Origin of the sequence: Pseudomonas sp. PDM17, assembly GCF_014851985.1 — a bacterium.
Classification (GTDB): Bacteria; Pseudomonadota; Gammaproteobacteria; order Pseudomonadales; family Pseudomonadaceae; genus Pseudomonas.
In genome coordinates, this window is sequence record NZ_JACVAT010000001.1 from 1,013,461 (window position 1) to 1,031,699 (window position 18,239).

The window sequence follows — 18,239 nt, forward strand, 5'->3', positions numbered from 1 at the left end:
CGCCATGAAAAAATTCTGTTGTGCCGTTCTGGCCATGTTGCCGCTGACCGCCCTGGCCTATCCCATCGAAGTGCAGAAGAGCCTCAATGGCACCGAGATGGACATCGAGACCCAGGATATCGGCGACCAGATGGGGGCGATCCTCCTGCGCAACGGCGGCCAGCAGCCGGTGACCTGCACCGCGGTCTTCGTCAACGGTCCCGAGACGCCGCATGTGCGCAAGGCCACCATTGCGCCAGGCAAGGAGGCCAACCTGACTTCCAGCTTCAGCCGCGCAGTGATCAAGCTGCGGATCAAGCTGACCTGCAATCCTTCCTGAGCTCCCGACAAGACTAGAAGCTGTCAGGCAAGAAATCAATTTATTCGATAATTAGAAGCGACTATTTACGCTTTTTTATCGATTTGTTCATATTTAGGATGACCTCCATCGACACATTCAACGACCGATGGAGGTCCAGTCCATGTCCCGCGTTCTGGTTATCGAAAGCAGTGCCCGTCAGGAAGGTTCCGTTTCCCGCCAGCTGACCCGCGATTTCATCGCCCAGTGGCAGGCCGCCCACCCGGCCGACGACGTCCAGGTCCGCGACCTGGCCGTCGAGCAGGTGCCGCACCTGGACGCCAACCTGCTGGGCGGCTGGATGAAGCCGGCTCAGGAGCACAGCGAGATCGAACGCGCCGCTCTGGAACGCTCCAACCAGCTGACTGCCGAACTGCAGGCCGCCGACGTGCTGGTCCTGGCTGCGCCGATGTACAACTTCGCCATCCCCAGCACCCTGAAGTCCTGGCTGGACCACGTGCTGCGCGCCGGCGTCACCTTCAAGTACACCGAGACCGGCCCGCAGGGTCTGCTCACCGGCAAGCGCGCCTTCGTCCTGACCAGCCGTGGCGGCGTCTACGCCGGCGGTGCGCTGGACCACCAGGAACCCTACCTGCGCCAGGCGCTGGGCTTTGTCGGCATCCACGACGTGACCTTCATCCATGCCGAAGGCCTGAACATGGGCGGCGAATTCGCCGAGAAGGGCCTGGCCAAGGCCAAGGCGCAGCTCGCCGCCATCGCCTGATCCGTTTCCTGTTTGCGCGTCCTCCCGCTCCTGGGCGCGACCGTGGCCGATTCCTCCCCCGGGAATCGGCCATTTTTTATTTGCCAACTACTTGACCGGATGAAAACACATCCTTCCCGTTCGGGCTGTTCAAAGCATGACCAGCATGCTAAAAGAACCTAGAGCTGATCTAGCCGCTTGAAAAAGAAGGGAAAACCATGACCAAGTCGGAGTTGATCGAGAGAATCGTCACCCATCAGGGGCAGCTTTCCGCAAAGGATGTGGAGCTGGCGATCAAGACCATGCTTGAGCAAATGTCCCAGGCTCTGGCCACTGGGGATCGCATCGAAATCCGGGGTTTCGGTAGCTTCTCGCTGCATTACCGTGCGCCGCGCACCGGCCGTAATCCGAAGACTGGCGAGTCCGTGCGCCTGGACGGCAAGTTCGTCCCGCACTTCAAGCCCGGCAAGGAGCTGCGCGACCGCGTCAACGAGCCCGAGTGACCCCGGGGTATCCGTCTTCAAGAAGGAGTGTCCATGCTTCGGGCAAAACGTTTCCTGCTGATTCTGGCGCTGGTCGTCCTGGCCGCCGTCGTCGTGGTTTTCGTCCTTGAAAACCTGCAGCCCGCGCAACTGACCTTCCTCGGCTGGCAGTCTCCGCAGTGGCCGCTGGTGGTCTTCATCTCCCTTGCCTTCATTGTTGGCGGCGTGATCGGCCTTTTGCTGAGCATTCCCTTCCGCGCGAAGACGCACGTCCGCATGACCGGGCTGCGCTCCGAAGTCACCCGCTTCCGCAAGGAGAATGACGCGCTGCGTGAAAAGTCGCTGACGGACCATGCCTAGCGTCATCGCCACGCTGTTCTTCTTCTGCGCCCTGGCCATCGGCTGGTGGATGGGGCGTCGCTCTCTTTCCCGAACCCGGTCAGCGCCCGAAACGAACCTCCGGGCGCGCGTCCACAGCATGCATAACCTGCTGGAGCGGCACTCCGACGACGCGCTGGAAAGCCTTTCCCAGGGCCTGGTCGTCAGCCCGGAAACGCTCGAAAGCCACCTGCACGTTGGCAACCTGTTCCGCCGTCGCGGCGATATCGAAAAGGCCATCCACATCCACCAGGATTTGCTGGGTCGAGCTGGCGAGGATGGCTCGCTGGTGGCGCAAGTACGCCTGGAACTGGCCCGTGACTACATCGCTGGCGGCTTGCTCGGCAGTGCCGAAGAGTTGCTGGACGAGCTGATCCAGCAGCGTGATGAGCCCATCTCTCTCGAGGCGCTCGACGAGCAGCGGCTGATCTGTGAACGCGAGAAGAACTGGTCGCGCGCCATCGAACTGGCCGCCCGGCTGGTACCGAGCCGTCCCGAGCTGAGCGCCGCGCTGGCCAACTATTACTGCGAGCTCGCTCAGGAAAAAGGCAAGACCGGGGATCGCAGTGCCATGCAGGAATTGCTGCGCGAGGCTCGTCGCGTCGACAAGCGCTGCGTACGCGCTCTGCTGATGCGGCTGGATTGCGAGTTGTGGCGCAAGGATCCGGCCGCTGCTGTCGCTACCATCGGCGAGCTGGCGAGCGATGCCAAGGCCTTCCTGGGCGAGATCGTTCCGCTGTTGCGTCGCCACGACGGGCTTGCCCGGCCCGAGGTGCTGGCCTGTTTGCGCGAGCTTGCAGAGGGCGAGGAAGTGCCTCCGGCGATCCTCGCGTTGCTGGCCGAAAGCGAGCCGCCGGGACGCTCTTCCAGCTGGCGCGAGAGTTTGTTGCAGCGGGTGGAACGCCATCCTTCCTGGCAAGGTGTGGGCGAATACCTGGAAGTGGTCGGGAGCGACACTGAAAAAGATTCGGCGACGGGAAAAATCGCTCCAATAATCACCGGGTTGTATAAGACAATGCCGCGCTATCGATGCGGCAAGTGTGGTTTTGCCGGTCGCGAACTGCACTGGCAATGTCCCAGTTGCCACGCTTGGAATGCCCTGCGGCCGGTCATTTCGCCGCTCTGACGCGTTCGCTCAAACATGGAAGACGCCGCAGGCGTCAGCTTCTGCAGGTACTGGATTGAAGGTTCTACTTACGGGCGCAAGCGGTTTTGTCGGCCGAGGCGTACTGGCGCGTTTGTGCCAGGAAGATCACGTGCAGGTTCGCGTTGCCCAGCGTGGCGCCATTGCGCAATACCCTGAAGGTGTTGAAGTGGCGCTCATCGACGGGTTGAGCGTGGCGCAATCCTGGATGCAGGCATTGCAAGGGGTTGATGTGGTGATCCACTGCGCTGCCCGCGTTCATGTCATGGACGAGCAGGCGGCGGACCCGCTTGCCGAGTTTCGCGCGGTAAACGTCGAGGCGACCCGGCATCTGGCGCAGCAGGCCGCGGCAGCCGGTGCGAAGCGGTTCGTCTTTGTCAGTTCGATCAAGGTCAATGGCGAGGAGACTGCTCCGGGCCATCCCTTTACTGCTGACGCCGAGCCGAAACCGCAGGACCCTTACGGCCAGTCCAAGCTCGAAGCCGAGCAGGCCCTGTTCGATGTCGCCCAGCAGACCGGGCTCGAAGTCGCCGTGGTGCGCCCGCCGCTGGTCTATGGTCCGGGTGTGAAGGCCAATTTCGCCAGCCTGATGCGCGCCTTGCAGCGTCGCCTGCCGTTGCCATTCGGCTCCATCGACAATCGCCGCAGTCTGGTCGCGCGGGACAATCTGGTCGATCTGCTGCTGCTTTGCGCACGCCATCCCGCGGCCGCCGGGCAGGTGTTCCTGGTGAGCGACGGTGAAGATTTGTCGACGGCACAGCTTTGCCGTGGTCTCAGCAAGGCCCTGGGGGTTCGCCCGCGGCTACTGCCGGTTCCGGCTGCGCTGTTGCGCCTGCTGGGGCTGCTGGCCGGGCGGAGCCAGCAGGTCCAGCGCTTGCTGGGGTCGCTGCAGGTGGATATCTCCACGACGCGCAGCCGATTGGGCTGGACTCCGCCGGTCAGTGTCGAGCAGGCCCTGAGGGCAGCAGCGCAGGGATGTGGTCAGGAGCAGGGACGATGAGCATGGCTATTCTGCTGGCGGCTGTGTTCATCGCATCCTGTGCGATGACGGCCGGCGTGCGCCGTTATGCGCTGGCGCGCAGCATCATGGATATTCCCAATGCCCGGAGCTCACACCAGATTCCGACGCCGCGTGGTGGTGGCGTTGCCATCGTGCTGGGTTTTCTGGGCTGTCTGCCCTTGGCTGGTGCTCTCGGTGCGGTGGAAGCGAGCAGCCTGTTGGCCCTGCTGCCGGCCGGCGCGCTGGTTGCGGTCATTGGTTTCCTCGATGATCACCGTCATATTCCGGCGCGTTGGCGGTTGCTGGGGCATTTTGTCGCCGCGTTCTGGCTGCTTGGCTGGCTGGGCGGGCTGCCTGCGCTGGCTGTGCCGTGGGGGACGCTGAACCTGGGAATGGCCGGCGACCTGCTGGGCGCGGTATTCCTGGTCTGGGTGCTCAACCTTTACAACTTCATGGACGGCATCGATGGGATCGCCGGTCTGGAAGCCATCAGTGTCTGTCTGGGCGGGGCACTCTGCGGGTGGTTCGTCGGAGACTGGCAGCTGGTTTGGTTGCCCTTGATCCTGGGCATGGCGGCGACGGGCTTCCTGATCTGGAATTTCCCTCCGGCGCGGATCTTCATGGGAGATGCGGGCAGTGGTTTCCTCGGGTTGATGCTCGGAGGGCTGGCGCTGCAGGCGGGGGCGGTGTCCGCACCCCTGATCTGGAGTTGGCTGATCCTGCTCGGCGTGTTCGTGGTAGATGCCACCTTCACGCTGATCCACCGTCTGGTGCGTGGCGAACGGGTCTACGAGGCCCATCGCAGCCATGCCTACCAGCGCGCTTCGCGCCGTTACGGTAGCCACTTGCGGGTGTCGTTGATGGTGACTGCCGTCAATTTGATTTGGCTCATGCCATTGGCATTGCTGGTGGCACTCGGGCATGTTTCGGGTTTGCTGGGGCTGTTTGTGGCCTATGCTCCCTTGGTGCTTGTCGTAGCTCATCTGGGTGCAGGTCGTCCGGATGAACAGGATGTGAGCTGAACTCCACCGGATCTGGTGGTCAATGTAGCGGGTGAGAAACTTTTCTCCGCTCGGGATTAAGGACAAGCGCTGATGCTTCGAGAACGCCTGCTGAGGCTTCCGAGACGACATAAACGATTGCTGCAGGTCGTCACTGACATCTGTCTGGTGTGGTTCGCGCTTTGGCTGGCGTTCATCGTACGGCTGGGTACAGAAGATCTGGAGTACCCGTTCCGGGTGCACGGATGGTTGTTCGTCGCGGCGCCGGCGGTGGCGATTCCGCTGTTTATTCGCTTCGGCATGTACCGCGCGGTGATGCGCTATCTCGGCAATGACGCGCTGATCGCCATCTGGAAAGCGGTGACGATCTCGGCGCTGTTGCTGTCGCTGGTGGTTTACTGGAACCGCTCGGTGACCGAGGCGGTGCCGCGCTCGCTTGTGCTGAACTACTGGTGGCTGAGCCTGCTGATGATCGGCGGCCTGCGCCTGGCCATGCGCCAATATTTCATGGGGGACTGGTACAGCGCGGTCCAGGCTGTTCCGTTCCTCAAGCAGCAGGATGGCCTACCCAAGGTGGCCGTCTATGGTGCCGGCTCCGCCGGTAACCAATTGGTGGCGGCGTTGCGCCTGGGGCGTGCGATGCGCCCAGTGGCTTTCATCGATGACGATGACGAGATCGCCAACCGCATTATTGCTGGTCTGCGCGTCTACAAGCCCAAGCATATCCAGCAGATGATCGACGAAACCGGTGTGCAGGAAGTACTGCTGGCGATCCCTTCTGCGACCCGCGCCCGGCGCCGTGAAATCCTCGGTCTGCTCGAACCCTACCCGGTTCACGTGCGGAGCGTGCCGGGATTCATCGAGCTGGCTAACGGCCGCGTGCGGGTGGATGACATCCAGGAAGTGGATATCGCGGACTTGCTGGGGCGCGACCCGGTCGAGCCGCGCAAGGAGCTGTTCGAGCACTGCATTCGTGGCGAGGTCGTGATGGTCACCGGTGCCGGTGGCTCCATCGGTTCGGAGCTCTGCCGCCAGATCCTCGGCTCATCACCCACCGTGCTGGTACTGTTCGAGCACAGCGAATACAACCTCTACCGCGTGCACCAGGAACTGGAAAATCGCATCAAGCGCGAGTCCCTCGCGGTGCAGCTGGTGCCGATCCTCGGCTCCGTCCGCAGTGCCGAGCGCCTGCTGGATGTGATGCGTACCTGGAAGGTCGCCACGGTCTATCACGCTGCGGCCTACAAGCACGTGCCCATCGTTGAGCACAACATTTCCGAGGGGGTGCTGAACAATGTGATGGGCACCCTGCATACCGCCCAGGTGGCGGTGCAGGCCGGTGTCGAGCACTTCGTGCTGATCTCCACCGACAAGGCGGTGCGCCCGACCAATGTCATGGGCAGCACCAAGCGCCTGGCGGAGATGATCCTGCAGGCACTGAGCCAGGAGTCCGCTCCGGTGCTGTTCGGCGACAAGTCAGGGGTGCACCAGGTCAACAAGACCCGTTTCACCATGGTCCGCTTCGGCAATGTGCTGGGCTCGTCCGGCTCCGTCATTCCTCTGTTCCGCGAGCAGATCAAGCGCGGTGGGCCAGTCACCGTGACCCATCCGGGTATCACCCGGTACTTCATGACTATCCCCGAGGCAGCCCAACTGGTGATCCAGGCCGGCTCCATGGGGCGCGGCGGCGATGTCTTCGTGCTGGACATGGGGCAGCCGGTGAAGATCCTCGAGTTGGCCGAGCGGATGATCCACCTGTCGGGTCTTAGCGTTCGTTCCGAGCGCACGCCCCACGGTGATATCTCCATCGAGTTCAGCGGTCTGCGGCCCGGCGAGAAGCTCTACGAGGAACTGCTGATCGGCGACAACGTCAGCGCCACCGAGCATCCGATGATCATGAAGGCCAACGAGGAACTGATGCCGTGGGAGGGCTTCAAGCTCGTCCTGGCGGATCTGCTCAAGGCCGTGGACCAGGGCAACTACGCGCGGGTTCGGCAACTGTTGCGGGAAACCGTCAGCGGCTATTGCCCCGAGGGCGAGATCGTCGATCTGATCCACCAGCAGCGGCGGATGGAGCCCTGATCCAGGGCTCCTAGCAGGTGCGGCGGTCGCCGCGTCTGCGAGTATCGTCAGTCCTTTCCTGGCGATCTGTCGGCGTCGCCGGAAACTGCCGCCGACTCTCTAAACCAAGGTTTTCACGAGTGTTCCTGGCGATATGGTCACTGGGCGGCGCCGTCGCGCCCGCCTAGAAGCCTCTCATTCCAGGGAATGACTCATGAAGAAGAACCTGCGTTCCATTGCCAGCCTGATTCTGCTCACCAGCCTCTCATTTGGCGGTTTCGCCCAGGCAACCACCAGCGTCCAGCCTGCCGCCAAGCCGGCGGCCGAAGCGCCGGCGCCGACTACCAAGGCACCTGTCTCCCAGGTCGAGGCAGTGAATATCAATACGGCGTCCGTCGAAGAGCTGCAGAAGTCCCTGAAGGGCATCGGCAAGGTGAAGGCCCAGGCCATCGTTGACTACCGGACCAGCAATGGGCCGTTCACCACAGTTGATCAGTTGCTCGAGGTGAAGGGCATTGGCAAGGGCACCCTGGACAAGAACCGCGACAGGATTTCGCTCTGAGTCTTTGCCTGCTGAAATGAAAAAGCCGGTCGATGACCGGTTTTTTCATGGAGGTATCGGGAGAGGGCGCTTTCGAAGCCCAATAAAAAAGCCCCCAGCGTGTGCCGAGGGCTTTGAATTTTGGCTCCGCGACCTGGCGACGGCGTCAGCCGAACACGCTTCAGCGCGGCCCCGAAGGGGGAATCACCTGGGACGCAGTCCCTGGAGAGAGTCCAGCGCCCAATAAAAAAGCCCCCGGCGTGTGCCGAGGGCTTTGAATTTTGGCTCCGCGACCTGGACTCGACGGCGTCAGCCGAACGCGCTTCAGCGCGGCCCCGAAGGGGGGATCACCTGGGACGCAGTCCCTGGAGAGAGTCCAGCACCCAATAAAAAAGCCCCCGGCATGTGCCGAGGGCTTCGAATTTGGCTCCGCGACCTGGACTCGAACCAGGGACCCAATGATTAACAGTCATTTGCTCTACCGACTGAGCTATCGCGGAACAACGGAGCGTATCTTACTGATTAAAAAGGGGAAGTCAACATCGTGCCGACGACTTCCCCTGATTTTTTTACAGCACCTGGACGATGGCGCGGGTAACGGTGTCCAGGTTGCCGTTGTTCAGCGCGGCGACGCAGATGCGGCCGGTGCCGACGGCGTAGATGCCGAACTCGTTCTTCAGACGCTCGACCTGCTCGGCGGTCAGGCCGGAGTAGGAGAACATGCCGCGCTGCTCGGCGACGAAGCTGAAGTCGCGCTTGGCGCCCAGGGCGGCCAGCTGCTCGACCATGGCGACGCGCATGGCGCGGATGCGGGTGCGCATTTCGCCCAGCTCTTCTTCCCAGACCGCACGCAGTTCCGGGCTGTTCAGCACGGCGGCGACAACACTGGCGCCGTGGGTCGGCGGGTTGGAGTAGTTGGTGCGGATCACGCGCTTGACCTGGGACAGGACGCGGGTGGACTCCTCGCGGCTGTCGGTCACGACCGACAGGGCGCCAACACGCTCGCCGTACAGCGAGAACGACTTGGAGAAGGAGCTGGACACGAAGAAGTTCAGGCCCGACTTGGCGAACAGGCGCACAGCGGAAGCATCTTCGTCGATGCCGTCACCGAAGCCCTGGTAGGCGATGTCGAGGAACGGCACGTGGCCCTTGGCCTTGAGTACGTCCAGGACCTGCTTCCAGTCATCCATGGTCAGGTCGACGCCAGTCGGGTTGTGGCAGCAGGCATGCAGCACAACGATGGACTGCGAGGGCAGGGCGTTGAGGTCTTCCAGCAGGCCGGCACGGTTCACGCCGTTGGTGGCGGCGTCGTAATAGCGGTAGTTCTGCACCGGGAAGCCGGCGGCTTCGAACAGCGCGCGGTGGTTTTCCCAGCTCGGGTCGCTGATGGCGACGGTGGCGTTGGGCAGCAGGCGCTTGAGGAAGTCGGCACCGGTCTTCAGCGCGCCGGTACCGCCGACGGCCTGGGTGGTGACCACACGGCCTTCGGCCAGCAGCTCGGAATCAGCGCCGAACAGCAGCTTCTGCACGCCCGAATCGTAGGCGGCGATGCCTTCGATCGGCAGGTAGCCGCGCGGAGCGTGGGCCTCGATGCGGGCTTTCTCCGCGGCCTGCACGGCGCGCAGCAACGGGAGACGGCCTTCCTCGTTGTAGTAAACGCCTACGCCCAGGTTGATCTTGCCCGGACGGGAATCGGCGTTGAAAGCTTCGTTCAGGCCCAGGATCGGGTCACGGGGGGCCATTTCGACAGCGGAGAACAGACTCATTTTGGCAGCAGCTCTAAGGCGGGAGTGAAGTGCAATTGCAACCCACCCGCACACGGCGCTGGGGGTTGCGTCGACGGGCCGGTATTATATAGGCCTCTACAGCAGGCGGCGAGTTGTCGCGCGTGCTTTTCGACTGGTATGACGCTTTGGCGACCGAAGCGTCACACGCCAAAGCGAGGTTCCCATGTCGATTTTTCAGCTGGATTCGCGATTCGAGCCCGCCGGTGACCAGCCCGAAGCCATCCGACAGATGGTGGAAGGGCTGGAAGCGGGGCTGTCGCACCAGACGCTGTTGGGGGTGACCGGCTCGGGCAAGACCTTCAGCATCGCCAACGTCATTTCCCAGGTGCAGCGCCCGACCATGGTGCTGGCGCCGAACAAGACGCTGGCCGCGCAGCTCTACGGCGAGTTCAAGACCTTCTTCCCGAACAACGCCGTCGAGTATTTCGTCTCCTACTACGACTACTACCAGCCTGAGGCCTACGTACCGTCCTCGGACACCTACATCGAGAAGGATTCCTCGATCAACGACCACATCGAGCAGATGCGGCTGTCAGCGACCAAGGCGCTGCTGGAGCGCAAGGACGCCATCATCGTCTGCACCGTGTCGTCGATCTACGGCCTCGGTGACCCGGCGTCCTACCTGAAGATGGTTCTGCACCTGGACCGTGGCGACAAGATGGATCAGCGCGAGCTGCTGCGCCGCCTGACCAGCCTGCAGTACACCCGCAATGACATGGATTTCGCCCGAGCGACCTTCCGTGTGCGCGGCGATGTCATCGATGTCTTCCCGGCGGAATCGGACCTGGAGGCTATCCGCATCGAGTTGTTCGACGACGAAGTGGAGAACATCGCTGCTTTCGATCCCCTGACCGGCGAGGTGCTGACCAAACTGCCGCGCTTCACCTTCTATCCCAAGAGCCACTACGTCACCCCGCGGGAGACGCTGCTCGAGGCGGTGGAGCACATCAAGGCCGAGCTCAAGCAGCGCCTGGATTACCTGCGCACCAACAACAAGCTGGTCGAAGCCCAGCGCCTGGAACAGCGCACTCGCTTCGACCTGGAGATGATCCTCGAACTGGGCTACTGCAACGGCATCGAGAACTACTCGCGCTACCTCTCCGGGCGCGGTCCCGGCGAGCCGCCACCGACGCTCTACGACTACCTGCCGGACAACGCCCTGCTGGTGATCGACGAATCCCATGTCAGCGTTCCCCAGGTCGGCGCCATGTACAAGGGCGACCGTTCACGCAAGGAAACCCTGGTGGAGTACGGCTTCCGCCTGCCCTCGGCGCTGGACAACCGCCCGCTGCGCTTCGAGGAGTGGGAGTCGATCAGCCCGCAGACCATCTTCGTCTCTGCGACGCCCGGCCCCTATGAAGACCAGCACGCCGGCCGCGTGGTCGAGCAGGTAGTGCGTCCCACTGGCCTGGTCGACCCGGAAGTGGAAATCCGACCGGCGACTACTCAGGTCGACGACCTGCTTTCGGAAATCGGCAAGCGCGTGGCGCTGGACCAGCGCGTACTGGTCACCACTCTGACCAAGCGCATGGCCGAGGACCTTACCGACTACCTGGGCGACCACGATGTGCGGGTGCGCTATCTGCACTCGGATATCGACACCGTGGAGCGGGTGGAAATCATCCGTGACCTGCGCCTGGGCAAGTTCGACGTGCTGGTGGGCATCAACCTGCTGCGTGAGGGGCTGGATATGCCCGAGGTGGCATTGGTGGCGATCCTTGATGCGGACAAGGAAGGCTTCCTGCGTTCCGAGCGCTCGCTGATCCAGACCATCGGCCGCGCCGCGCGGAACCTGCACGGCAAGGCGATCCTCTATGCCGACAACATGACCGGCTCGATGCAGCGGGCGATCAACGAGACCGAGCGCCGCCGCACCAAGCAACTGGAGTTCAACGCCAAGCACGGCATCGTGCCCAAGGGCGTGAAGAAGGACATCAAGGACATCCTCGAGGGCGCTGTGGTGCCGGGCGCCAAGGGTAAGCGACGCAGCCTGGCGAAAGTGGCGGAGGAGAGCGGGAAGTACGAAAACGAGCTGCGTACGCCCGACGAGATCGGCAAGCGCATCAAGCAGCTGGAAGAGCGCATGTACCAGCTGGCCCGCGACCTGGAGTTCGAGGCCGCGGCCGGGGTGCGCGACGAGATCGGCAAGTTGCGCGACCGCATGGTGTCGATGGGGTAAGAGGAGGGCGGGGCGCTCAGTGCGCCCCGGCTCCTGCGCCAGCCCCCATGCCCGCCGGTAGCGGGCGAGTCAGCAACACTGCCACCATGCTGATTGCCAGCACGATGCCAATGGCGTGGAAGGCATCGTTGTAGGCCATGATCGCCGCCTGCTGGTGGACGATCTCGCTGATCTTGCCCAGCGCCGCCTGCTGGGTGCCCAGCTGAGAGGTCAGTTGCGCCAGTCGCTCGTCCACCGCGCCATTCACCGGCACTACCGCTTCGCGCAGGTAGTCGTAATAAACCTTGGCACGGCTATCCAGCAGGGTCGCCAGCAGGGCGATGCCAATGGCGCCGCCGAGGTTGCGCAGGATGTTGAACAGGCTGGAAGCCGAGCCCGCGTCCTGCGGCTGCAGGTAGACGGTGGCGATCAGCGAGATGGTGACCATCACCATCGGCTGGCCGAGGGCACGCAACAGCTGGATCTGGTTGAACTGCGGGCCGGCGAAATCCGGGTTGAGCACGCCGGAAAAGAAGCTCGCCATGCCGAACAGCCCGAAGCCTATAGCGCAGAGCAGGCGCGGCTCGATGATCTTCATCAGCTTGGGAATCAGCGGGATGAGGAACAGCTGCGGCACGCCCATCCACATGATCACCTCGCCGATCTGCATGGCGTTGTAGCCCTGGATCTGCGCGAGATACAGCGGTAGCACGTAGATCGAACCGTACAGCCCCATTCCCAGGCCGATGCTGGAAATGCTCGACAGCCCGAAGTTGCGGTTGCGCAGGATCCCCAGGTTGATCAGCGGGTTCGGTCGTGAGGTCTGCAGGATCACGAAGAGGATCAGGCTGACCAGGGCGATGCTGCCCAGGCTGACGATCAGGTTCGACTCTAGCCAGTCCTTGCGGTGGCCTTCCTCGAGGAACACCTGCAGGCAGCCCAGGCCGATGGCCATGGTGACGATGCCGGCGTAGTCGGTGCTTTTCAGCAGCTCCCAGTGAGCTTCCTTCTTCTCCAGGCCGTAGAGCAGGCCGGCGATCATCAGCAGGCCCGGCGGAATGTTGATATAGAAGATGTATTCCCAGCCGAAGTTTTCCGTCAGCCAGCCACCCAGGGTCGGGCCGATCGAGGGCGCGAAGGTGGCGGTGATGGCGAACAGCGCCATGCCCTTGGGGCGGTGGTGCTCCGGCAGCTTGATCAGCGCCAGGGTGAACGCGAGGGGGATCAGTGCGCCGCCGGTGAAGCCCTGCATGGCGCGGAACACGATCATGCTCTCCAGGTTCCAGGCGAACGAGCAGAGCAGCGAAGAGAACAGGAAGCCGACGGAGATCATCCACGCCAGCCGGCGCGCCGAGAGCAGCTGCACCAGCCAGGCGGTGAGCGGGATCATGATGATCTCGGCCACGAGATAAGAGGTGGAAATCCACGAACCTTCTTCCAGGGTGGCGGCCAGCGCGCCCTGGATGTCTTTCAGCGAAGAGTTGGTGATCTGGATATCGAGCACCGCCATGAACGCGCCGAGCATGGCGCTGAACACGGCGATCCAGTCGCGGCGGGTCGGTTCGCCGACCGGCCGGATCAGTTGATCACCGGCCACGCAGCTCGACCTCGGCCTCGACCGACATGCCCGGGCGGATCAGCCCTTGCAGCGGAGTGTCGGTGGCGAAGGTGATCTTGACCGGAATGCGCTGCACCACCTTGGTGAAGTTGCCGGTGGCGTTGTCCGGCGGCAGCAGGCTGAACTGCGCACCGGAGGCGGCGAACAGGCTCTGGACCTGGCCTTCGATGGGCTGGTCGGGGAAGGAGTCGAATACCAGTCGGACGGTCTGGCCGGGGCGCATCTTGCCGATCTGGGTTTCCTTGAAGTTGGCCTGGACCCAGATGCCGTCGTCCGGCACCAGCGATAGCAACTGGCTGCCGACCTGCACGTACTGGCCAACGCGGGCACCGCGCTGACCGACCAGGCCGCTGACGGGAGCATGGATTTCGGTACGAGCGAGGTTGATCTCGGCCTGGGTGATGTCGGCGCGGGCGCTTTCGATCTGCGCCTGCAGGCGCTGCACGTCGGTGCCCAGGGTTTCGCGCTGCACGCGCTGGGCCTGCAGGTCGGCCTGGGCCTTGGCCACTTGCGAGCGGGCGACGTTGGAGTCGGCGGCCAGGGTGGTCACGCGCTCTTCTGACACGTAACCGGGCTTGCGCAGCGCCTGAGCGCGACCGAGATCGACTTCGGTGCGGCCAAGGGTGGCCTGGCTGGCGTTCACGTCGGCCGCGCTGGCGGCGATCATGCTGGTCTGGCCCTTGAGCTTGCTGCGCGCCTGTTCCAGTTCCGCCTCGCGGGTAGCCAGGGTGGCCTTGGCGCGGTCCAGGGCGAGCTGGAAGTCGGCAGCCTCCAGTTTCACCAGCAACTGGCCTTTCTCGACGTGCTGGTTGTCCTGCACCAGTACCTCGTCGACGCGGGCGCCGAGCTGGCTGGCGATGCGGGTGATTTCACCCTGCACGTAGGCGTTGTCGGTGCTCTCGACGAAGCGGCCGATGAAGTACCAGCGCGCCAGGAAGGCGAGGGCGACCACCACGAGGATGACGAAGAACACGGACAGGCGGCGTTTCAATTGTGCGGGCATAGGTAAACGAGCGTTTGGTTGGCCAAAAAATGTTTGCCAATGTAACAGTGTTCCGTGGCGGCACGTAGCCGCTACACTTCGGAAACTTTGTTGCTTATAGGGAACAATCATGGGGCTGGATGATGCGCTGATCTTCACTCGCGTCGTGGAACTGCACAGCTTCACCCAGGCGGCGCAGAGCCTGGGGATGCAGAAATCCACGGTGAGCCGGCGTATCGCGCTGCTCGAAGAGCGCCTGGGCGTGCGTCTGATCAACCGCACCACGCGCAAGCTGAGGCTCACCGAAGTGGGCCAGGCCTACTACGACCGCTGCCGGCAGATCATGCATGACTTCGCCGAGGCGGAGCAGGCGGTGATGCAGTTGCAGCAGGCGCCTTCGGGATTGTTGCGGATCAGCGCGCCCATCGAGTTCGGCCAGATGTACCTGGCCAAGGTGGTGGGCGACTTCATGAACCTTTATCCACAGATCACCGCCGAGGTCGAGCTCACTTCGCGTACCGTCGATCCGCTGGAGGAGGGTGTGGACATCGTCATCATGGTCGGCCAGCCGGAGGATTCGACCCTGATCGCCCGGCGCATGCTGACCACCAGCCGCTGCCTGTGCGCCAGTCCCGATTACCTGAAGTTGCATGGCCGCCCGGAAACCGTGGAAGAGCTGGCCGGCCACCGCGCCGTGCTGCTGCAGGCCGACTCCCAGCGCTACTGGCCGTTGCGGGGGGAAACCGTGCCGTGCCACCGGGTGCTGTCGTGCAACAACATCACTTTCGCCCGCGAGGCCGTGCTGGCCGGAGTGGGAATTGCTTCGCTACCGGAGCTGATCGTCGACGAACAGTTGGCCAGCGGAAGCCTGGTGCGCGTGTTGCCGCAGGTTCAGCTGCCGGTGGGCGAGCTGTACGCTGTTTACCCGTCGCGGCGCTTCCAGGCAATGAAGGTAAAGGCTTTCCTCGACTTCATGATCAATAACCTGCCCCTTGATCCCGGTCGTTGGCTGGAGCCGAAGGTGGCCCGCCTGATACCATCGCACCCATGAGCGCGCGCGCCGTCGCGCGCTGTCCGCCTCACACGAAGAATTGCTGCACACGAGAGCCTTCATGACCACAGTCCGCACCCGTATCGCGCCGTCTCCCACCGGCGACCCGCACGTCGGCACCGCGTATATCGCGCTGTTCAACCTCTGCTTCGCCCGCCAGCACGGCGGTCAGTTCATTCTGCGCATCGAGGACACCGATCAGGTGCGCTCGACCCGCGAATCGGAACAGCAGATCTTCGACGCGCTGCGCTGGCTGGGTATCGAGTGGGACGAAGGCCCGGACGTCGGGGGACCGCACGGCCCGTACCGGCAGAGCGAGCGTGGCGCCATCTATAAGCAGTACAGCGACGAACTGGTCGAGAAAGGCCACGCCTTCCCCTGTTTCTGCTCCTCCGAGCGCCTCGACGCGCTGCGCGCCGAACAGCAGGCGCGCAAGGAAACCCCGCGCTACGACGGCCACTGCATGCACCTTGCGAAAGAGGAGTCGGCCAAGCGCATCGCCGCCGGCGAATCCCACGTGGTGCGCATGAAGGTGCCGACCGAGGGCGTCTGCGTGGTGCCGGACATGCTCCGTGGCGACGTGGAAATCCCGTGGGACCGCATGGACATGCAGGTGCTGATGAAGGCCGACGGCCTGCCCACCTACTTCCTCGCCAACGTGGTCGATGACCACCTGATGGGCATCACCCACGTCCTGCGCGGCGAAGAGTGGCTGCCCTCGGCGCCCAAGCTGATCAAGCTGTACGAGTACTTCGGCTGGGAACAGCCGGTGCTCTGCTACATGCCGCTGCTGCGCAACCCGGACAAGAGCAAGCTGTCCAAGCGCAAGAACCCCACCTCCATCACCTTCTACGAGCGCATGGGCCTGCTGCCCCAGGCGCTGCTGAACTACCTGGGCCGCATGGGCTGGTCCATGCCCGACGAGCGCGAGAAGTTCAGCCTGGCGGAGATGATCGAACACTTCGACCTGTCCCGCGTGTCGCTGGGCGGCCCGATCTTCGACATCGAGAAGCTCTCCTGGCTGAACGGCCAGTGGATTCGCGAGCTGTCGGTGGAGGACTTTGCGAAAGAAGTGCAGAAGTGGGCGCTCAACCCCGAGTACCTGATGAAGATCGCCCCGCACGTACAAGGCCGCGTGGAGAACTTCAGCCAGATCGCCCCGCTGGCCGGCTTCTTCTTCAGCGGTGGCGTGCAACTGGACGCCAAGCTGTTCGAGCACAAGAAGCTCGACGCCACCCAGGTGCGCCAGGTCCTGCAGCTGGTGCTGTGGAAGCTCGAAGCGCTGCGCCAATGGGAAAAGGACCGCATTACCGCGACCATCCAGGCCGTGGCCGAGCACCTCGGCCTCAAGCTGCGTGACGTGATGCCGCTGATGTTCCCGGCTATCACCGGCCAGGCCAGTTCGGTGTCGGTGCTCGACGCCATGGAGATCCTCGGCGCCGATCTCTCGCGCTATCGCCTGCGCCAGGCCCTGGAGTTGCTGGGCGGTGCGTCGAAGAAAGAAGCCAAGGAGTGGGAAAAGATTCGCGACGCCATCGGCTCCTGAGTCCTTTCCTGTACTGAAAAAGGCCGGGCGCTGCGAAGCGTCTGGCCTTTTTCATGCTGGCGCCGGTGATTGCGGATGAGCCGGAGGAGGGCAGGCGAGCCGCGGATTTCGCCGGGCGGAAACCGGGGCGGTCACATAAGTGATTGTTCTTTGGGAGAAAAAAATAAGAAATCTGAAAAAATGTTGTTGACAGGGGTTCGCCTCACCCCTAAGATGCGCCCCGTTCCAGCGACGAACTGAACTGACAGAACGAAGCGGAACGGTAGATCCAGCGGTACTTTGGGGCTATAGCTCAGCTGGGAGAGCGCTTGCATGGCATGCAAGAGGTCGACGGTTCGATCCCGTCTAGCTCCACCAAATTACCAGTAAGCTTCGCTTGTCCGAGTGGAGCTGAAATCGAAGGTTTTGCGTCCCCTTCGTCTAGTGGCCTAGGACACCGCCCTTTCACGGCGGTAACAGGGGTTCGAGTCCCCTAGGGGACGCCACTTATCCAGCGACGATGCGTTCGCATCGTCAGCCAGAGTCATCTGGGGCTATAGCTCAGCTGGGAGAGCGCTTGCATGGCATGCAAGAGGTCGACGGTTCGATCCCGTCTAGCTCCACCAAATTCCCTTACGGGATGAAGCCAGAATCCACCATTGGGTGGGTTTCTTCGAAGGATATGTCCCCTTCGTCTAGTGGCCTAGGACACCGCCCTTTCACGGCGGTAACAGGGGTTCGAGTCCCCTAGGGGACGCCATTTTTATCGCTCTGCGATGCCTATAGGGCCACTGAGACTTTCAGTGGCCCTTTTGTTTTTTCTCCCTTCAGAAAATTTTCCTCCGACCAGCGGTCGCGCTTTCTGCTTGCCGATTTTTATTATGAGAATAATATTTTATCCATAATATTTGTCCGAGCGAGAGCCAGCCATGAGCGACAAGAAAGCCCAGACCCGCGAACGCATCCTTTCCGCCGCCACCAGCGCATTGCTCCAGCACGGGCCGGTCGGCCCCAGTGTGGGCGAGGTGATGTCGGCTGCGGGGCTGACGGTGGGCGGCTTCTATTCGCACTTCGAGAGCAAGGACGCGTTGATGCTGGAGGCCTTCCGCGACTTGCTCGCCAAGCGCCGCGAGGGTCTCAAGCGTTTCGATGCGCAATTGAGCTTCGCCGAGCGTCGTGCACTGACGGCGCAGTACTACCTGTCGCGCAAGCACCGCGATACCGAGGAGGAGGGCTGCCCGATCCCCAGTTCACTGAACGAGATCGCCGATCTGCCGGAAGCTTTCCGCCAGACCCTGGAAGAGCACGTGGAGTTGATGGTCGCGGCGCTGGCCGGCCGCCCCGAGGAAATCGACACCGTGCTCAGCGACATGGCCCTGATGATTGGCGGATTGGCGCTGGCTCGTGCCCTGGGCACCGGCGACCTGTCCGATCGTGTCCTGCGTGCCGCGAAGAAAGCGGTGATCTGAGG

Annotated in this window: 16 protein-coding genes and 5 tRNA genes; 17 read left to right on the forward strand and 4 right to left on the reverse strand. The window is 63.0% G+C overall.

The genetic code is table 11. The annotated features are described in order from the left end of the window. The first annotated feature begins 4 nt into the window (after nt 1-4). The 9 genes from IB256_RS04955 to IB256_RS04995 all read left to right on the forward strand — a co-directional run bounded on the left by IB256_RS04955 (nt 5) and on the right by IB256_RS04995 (nt 7,668). Nucleotides 5-319, forward strand: a complete 315-nt coding sequence (locus tag IB256_RS04955) for a 3-phosphoglycerate kinase (RefSeq protein WP_081519336.1) — start codon at nt 5-7, stop codon at nt 317-319. Between the two features lie 142 nt (nt 320-461). After that, nucleotides 462-1,061, forward strand: coding sequence for an FMN-dependent NADH-azoreductase (locus tag IB256_RS04960; protein ID WP_138215036.1), 600 nt, complete (start codon nt 462-464; stop codon nt 1,059-1,061). A gap of 197 nt (nt 1,062-1,258) precedes the next feature. Beyond that, complete coding sequence (ihfB, locus tag IB256_RS04965) at nt 1,259-1,543, forward strand: integration host factor subunit beta (protein WP_015478091.1); 285 nt, start codon at nt 1,259-1,261, stop codon at nt 1,541-1,543. Nucleotides 1,544-1,576: 33 nt separating this feature from the next. Continuing rightward, complete coding sequence (locus IB256_RS04970; RefSeq protein ID WP_081519338.1) at nt 1,577-1,882, forward strand: lipopolysaccharide assembly LapA domain-containing protein; 306 nt, start codon at nt 1,577-1,579, stop codon at nt 1,880-1,882. Beyond that, nucleotides 1,875-3,026, forward strand: coding sequence for a tetratricopeptide repeat protein (locus tag IB256_RS04975; protein WP_192290933.1), 1,152 nt, complete (start codon nt 1,875-1,877; stop codon nt 3,024-3,026). The genes IB256_RS04970 and IB256_RS04975 overlap by 8 nt, the downstream gene beginning before the upstream one ends. 55 nt (nt 3,027-3,081) lie before the next feature. Further along, nucleotides 3,082-4,044, forward strand: a complete 963-nt coding sequence (locus tag IB256_RS04980; protein WP_192401494.1) for a UDP-glucose 4-epimerase family protein — start codon at nt 3,082-3,084, stop codon at nt 4,042-4,044. Further along, nucleotides 4,041-5,066 (forward strand): MraY family glycosyltransferase, encoded by a 1,026-nt coding sequence (locus IB256_RS04985; protein WP_192401496.1) that lies wholly within the window; start codon nt 4,041-4,043, stop codon nt 5,064-5,066. Before IB256_RS04980 ends, IB256_RS04985 begins: the two co-directional genes overlap by 4 nt. 72 nt (nt 5,067-5,138) lie before the next feature. Next, nucleotides 5,139-7,127: a polysaccharide biosynthesis protein gene (locus IB256_RS04990; RefSeq protein WP_192290927.1), complete on the forward strand. Its 1,989-nt coding sequence runs from the start codon at nt 5,139-5,141 to the stop codon at nt 7,125-7,127. A 193-nt stretch (nt 7,128-7,320) separates the two neighbouring features. Then, on the forward strand, nt 7,321-7,668 hold the full coding sequence (locus tag IB256_RS04995) for a ComEA family DNA-binding protein (protein WP_192401498.1): 348 nt from the start codon (nt 7,321-7,323) through the stop codon (nt 7,666-7,668). Nucleotides 7,669-8,071: 403 nt separating this feature from the next. On the opposite strand, the gene IB256_RS05000 is transcribed toward IB256_RS04995, so the two are convergent. Both IB256_RS05000 and IB256_RS05005 read right to left on the reverse strand, forming a co-directional pair. Further along, a tRNA-Asn gene (locus IB256_RS05000) sits at nt 8,072-8,147 on the reverse strand. 69 nt (nt 8,148-8,216) lie between these two features. Beyond that, nucleotides 8,217-9,413, reverse strand: coding sequence for an amino acid aminotransferase (locus IB256_RS05005; protein ID WP_192290923.1), 1,197 nt, complete (start codon nt 9,411-9,413; stop codon nt 8,217-8,219). A gap of 184 nt (nt 9,414-9,597) precedes the next feature. Here IB256_RS05005 and uvrB point away from each other — a divergent pair, with 184 nt between their 5' ends. Then, nucleotides 9,598-11,613 carry an excinuclease ABC subunit UvrB gene (gene uvrB / locus IB256_RS05010; RefSeq protein WP_081519344.1) on the forward strand — a complete coding sequence of 672 codons (2,016 nt, stop codon included), beginning with the start codon at nt 9,598-9,600 and terminating at the stop codon, nt 11,611-11,613. Between the two features lie 16 nt (nt 11,614-11,629). On the opposite strand, the gene IB256_RS05015 is transcribed toward uvrB, so the two are convergent. Together IB256_RS05015 and IB256_RS05020 are read right to left on the reverse strand one after the other, a co-directional pair. Beyond that, nucleotides 11,630-13,129, reverse strand: coding sequence for an MDR family MFS transporter (locus IB256_RS05015; RefSeq protein ID WP_192292470.1), 1,500 nt, complete (start codon nt 13,127-13,129; stop codon nt 11,630-11,632). A gap of 49 nt (nt 13,130-13,178) precedes the next feature. Beyond that, complete coding sequence (locus IB256_RS05020; protein WP_151187807.1) at nt 13,179-14,213, reverse strand: HlyD family secretion protein; 1,035 nt, start codon at nt 14,211-14,213, stop codon at nt 13,179-13,181. 109 nt (nt 14,214-14,322) lie between these two features. On the opposite strand from IB256_RS05020, the gene IB256_RS05025 reads away from it, so the two are divergent. The 7 genes from IB256_RS05025 to IB256_RS05055 all read left to right on the forward strand — a co-directional run bounded on the left by IB256_RS05025 (nt 14,323) and on the right by IB256_RS05055 (nt 18,237). Beyond that, on the forward strand, nt 14,323-15,243 hold the full coding sequence (locus tag IB256_RS05025; protein ID WP_192290919.1) for a LysR family transcriptional regulator: 921 nt from the start codon (nt 14,323-14,325) through the stop codon (nt 15,241-15,243). Nucleotides 15,244-15,304: 61 nt separating this feature from the next. Beyond that, a complete protein-coding gene (gltX, locus tag IB256_RS05030) occupies nt 15,305-16,789 on the forward strand; it encodes a glutamate--tRNA ligase (protein ID WP_081519348.1) in 1,485 nt (494 codons plus the stop codon). Between the two features lie 281 nt (nt 16,790-17,070). Beyond that, nucleotides 17,071-17,146, forward strand: a tRNA-Ala gene (locus IB256_RS05035). A 52-nt stretch (nt 17,147-17,198) separates the two neighbouring features. Continuing rightward, nucleotides 17,199-17,274, forward strand: a tRNA-Glu gene (locus IB256_RS05040). A 44-nt stretch (nt 17,275-17,318) separates the two neighbouring features. Continuing rightward, a tRNA-Ala gene (locus tag IB256_RS05045) sits at nt 17,319-17,394 on the forward strand. Between the two features lie 58 nt (nt 17,395-17,452). Beyond that, a tRNA-Glu gene (locus tag IB256_RS05050) sits at nt 17,453-17,528 on the forward strand. Nucleotides 17,529-17,697: 169 nt separating this feature from the next. After that, entirely contained in the window at nt 17,698-18,237 is a 540-nt protein-coding gene (locus IB256_RS05055; RefSeq protein WP_192290917.1) for a TetR/AcrR family transcriptional regulator, read from the forward strand. Nucleotides 18,238-18,239 lie beyond the last annotated feature (2 nt).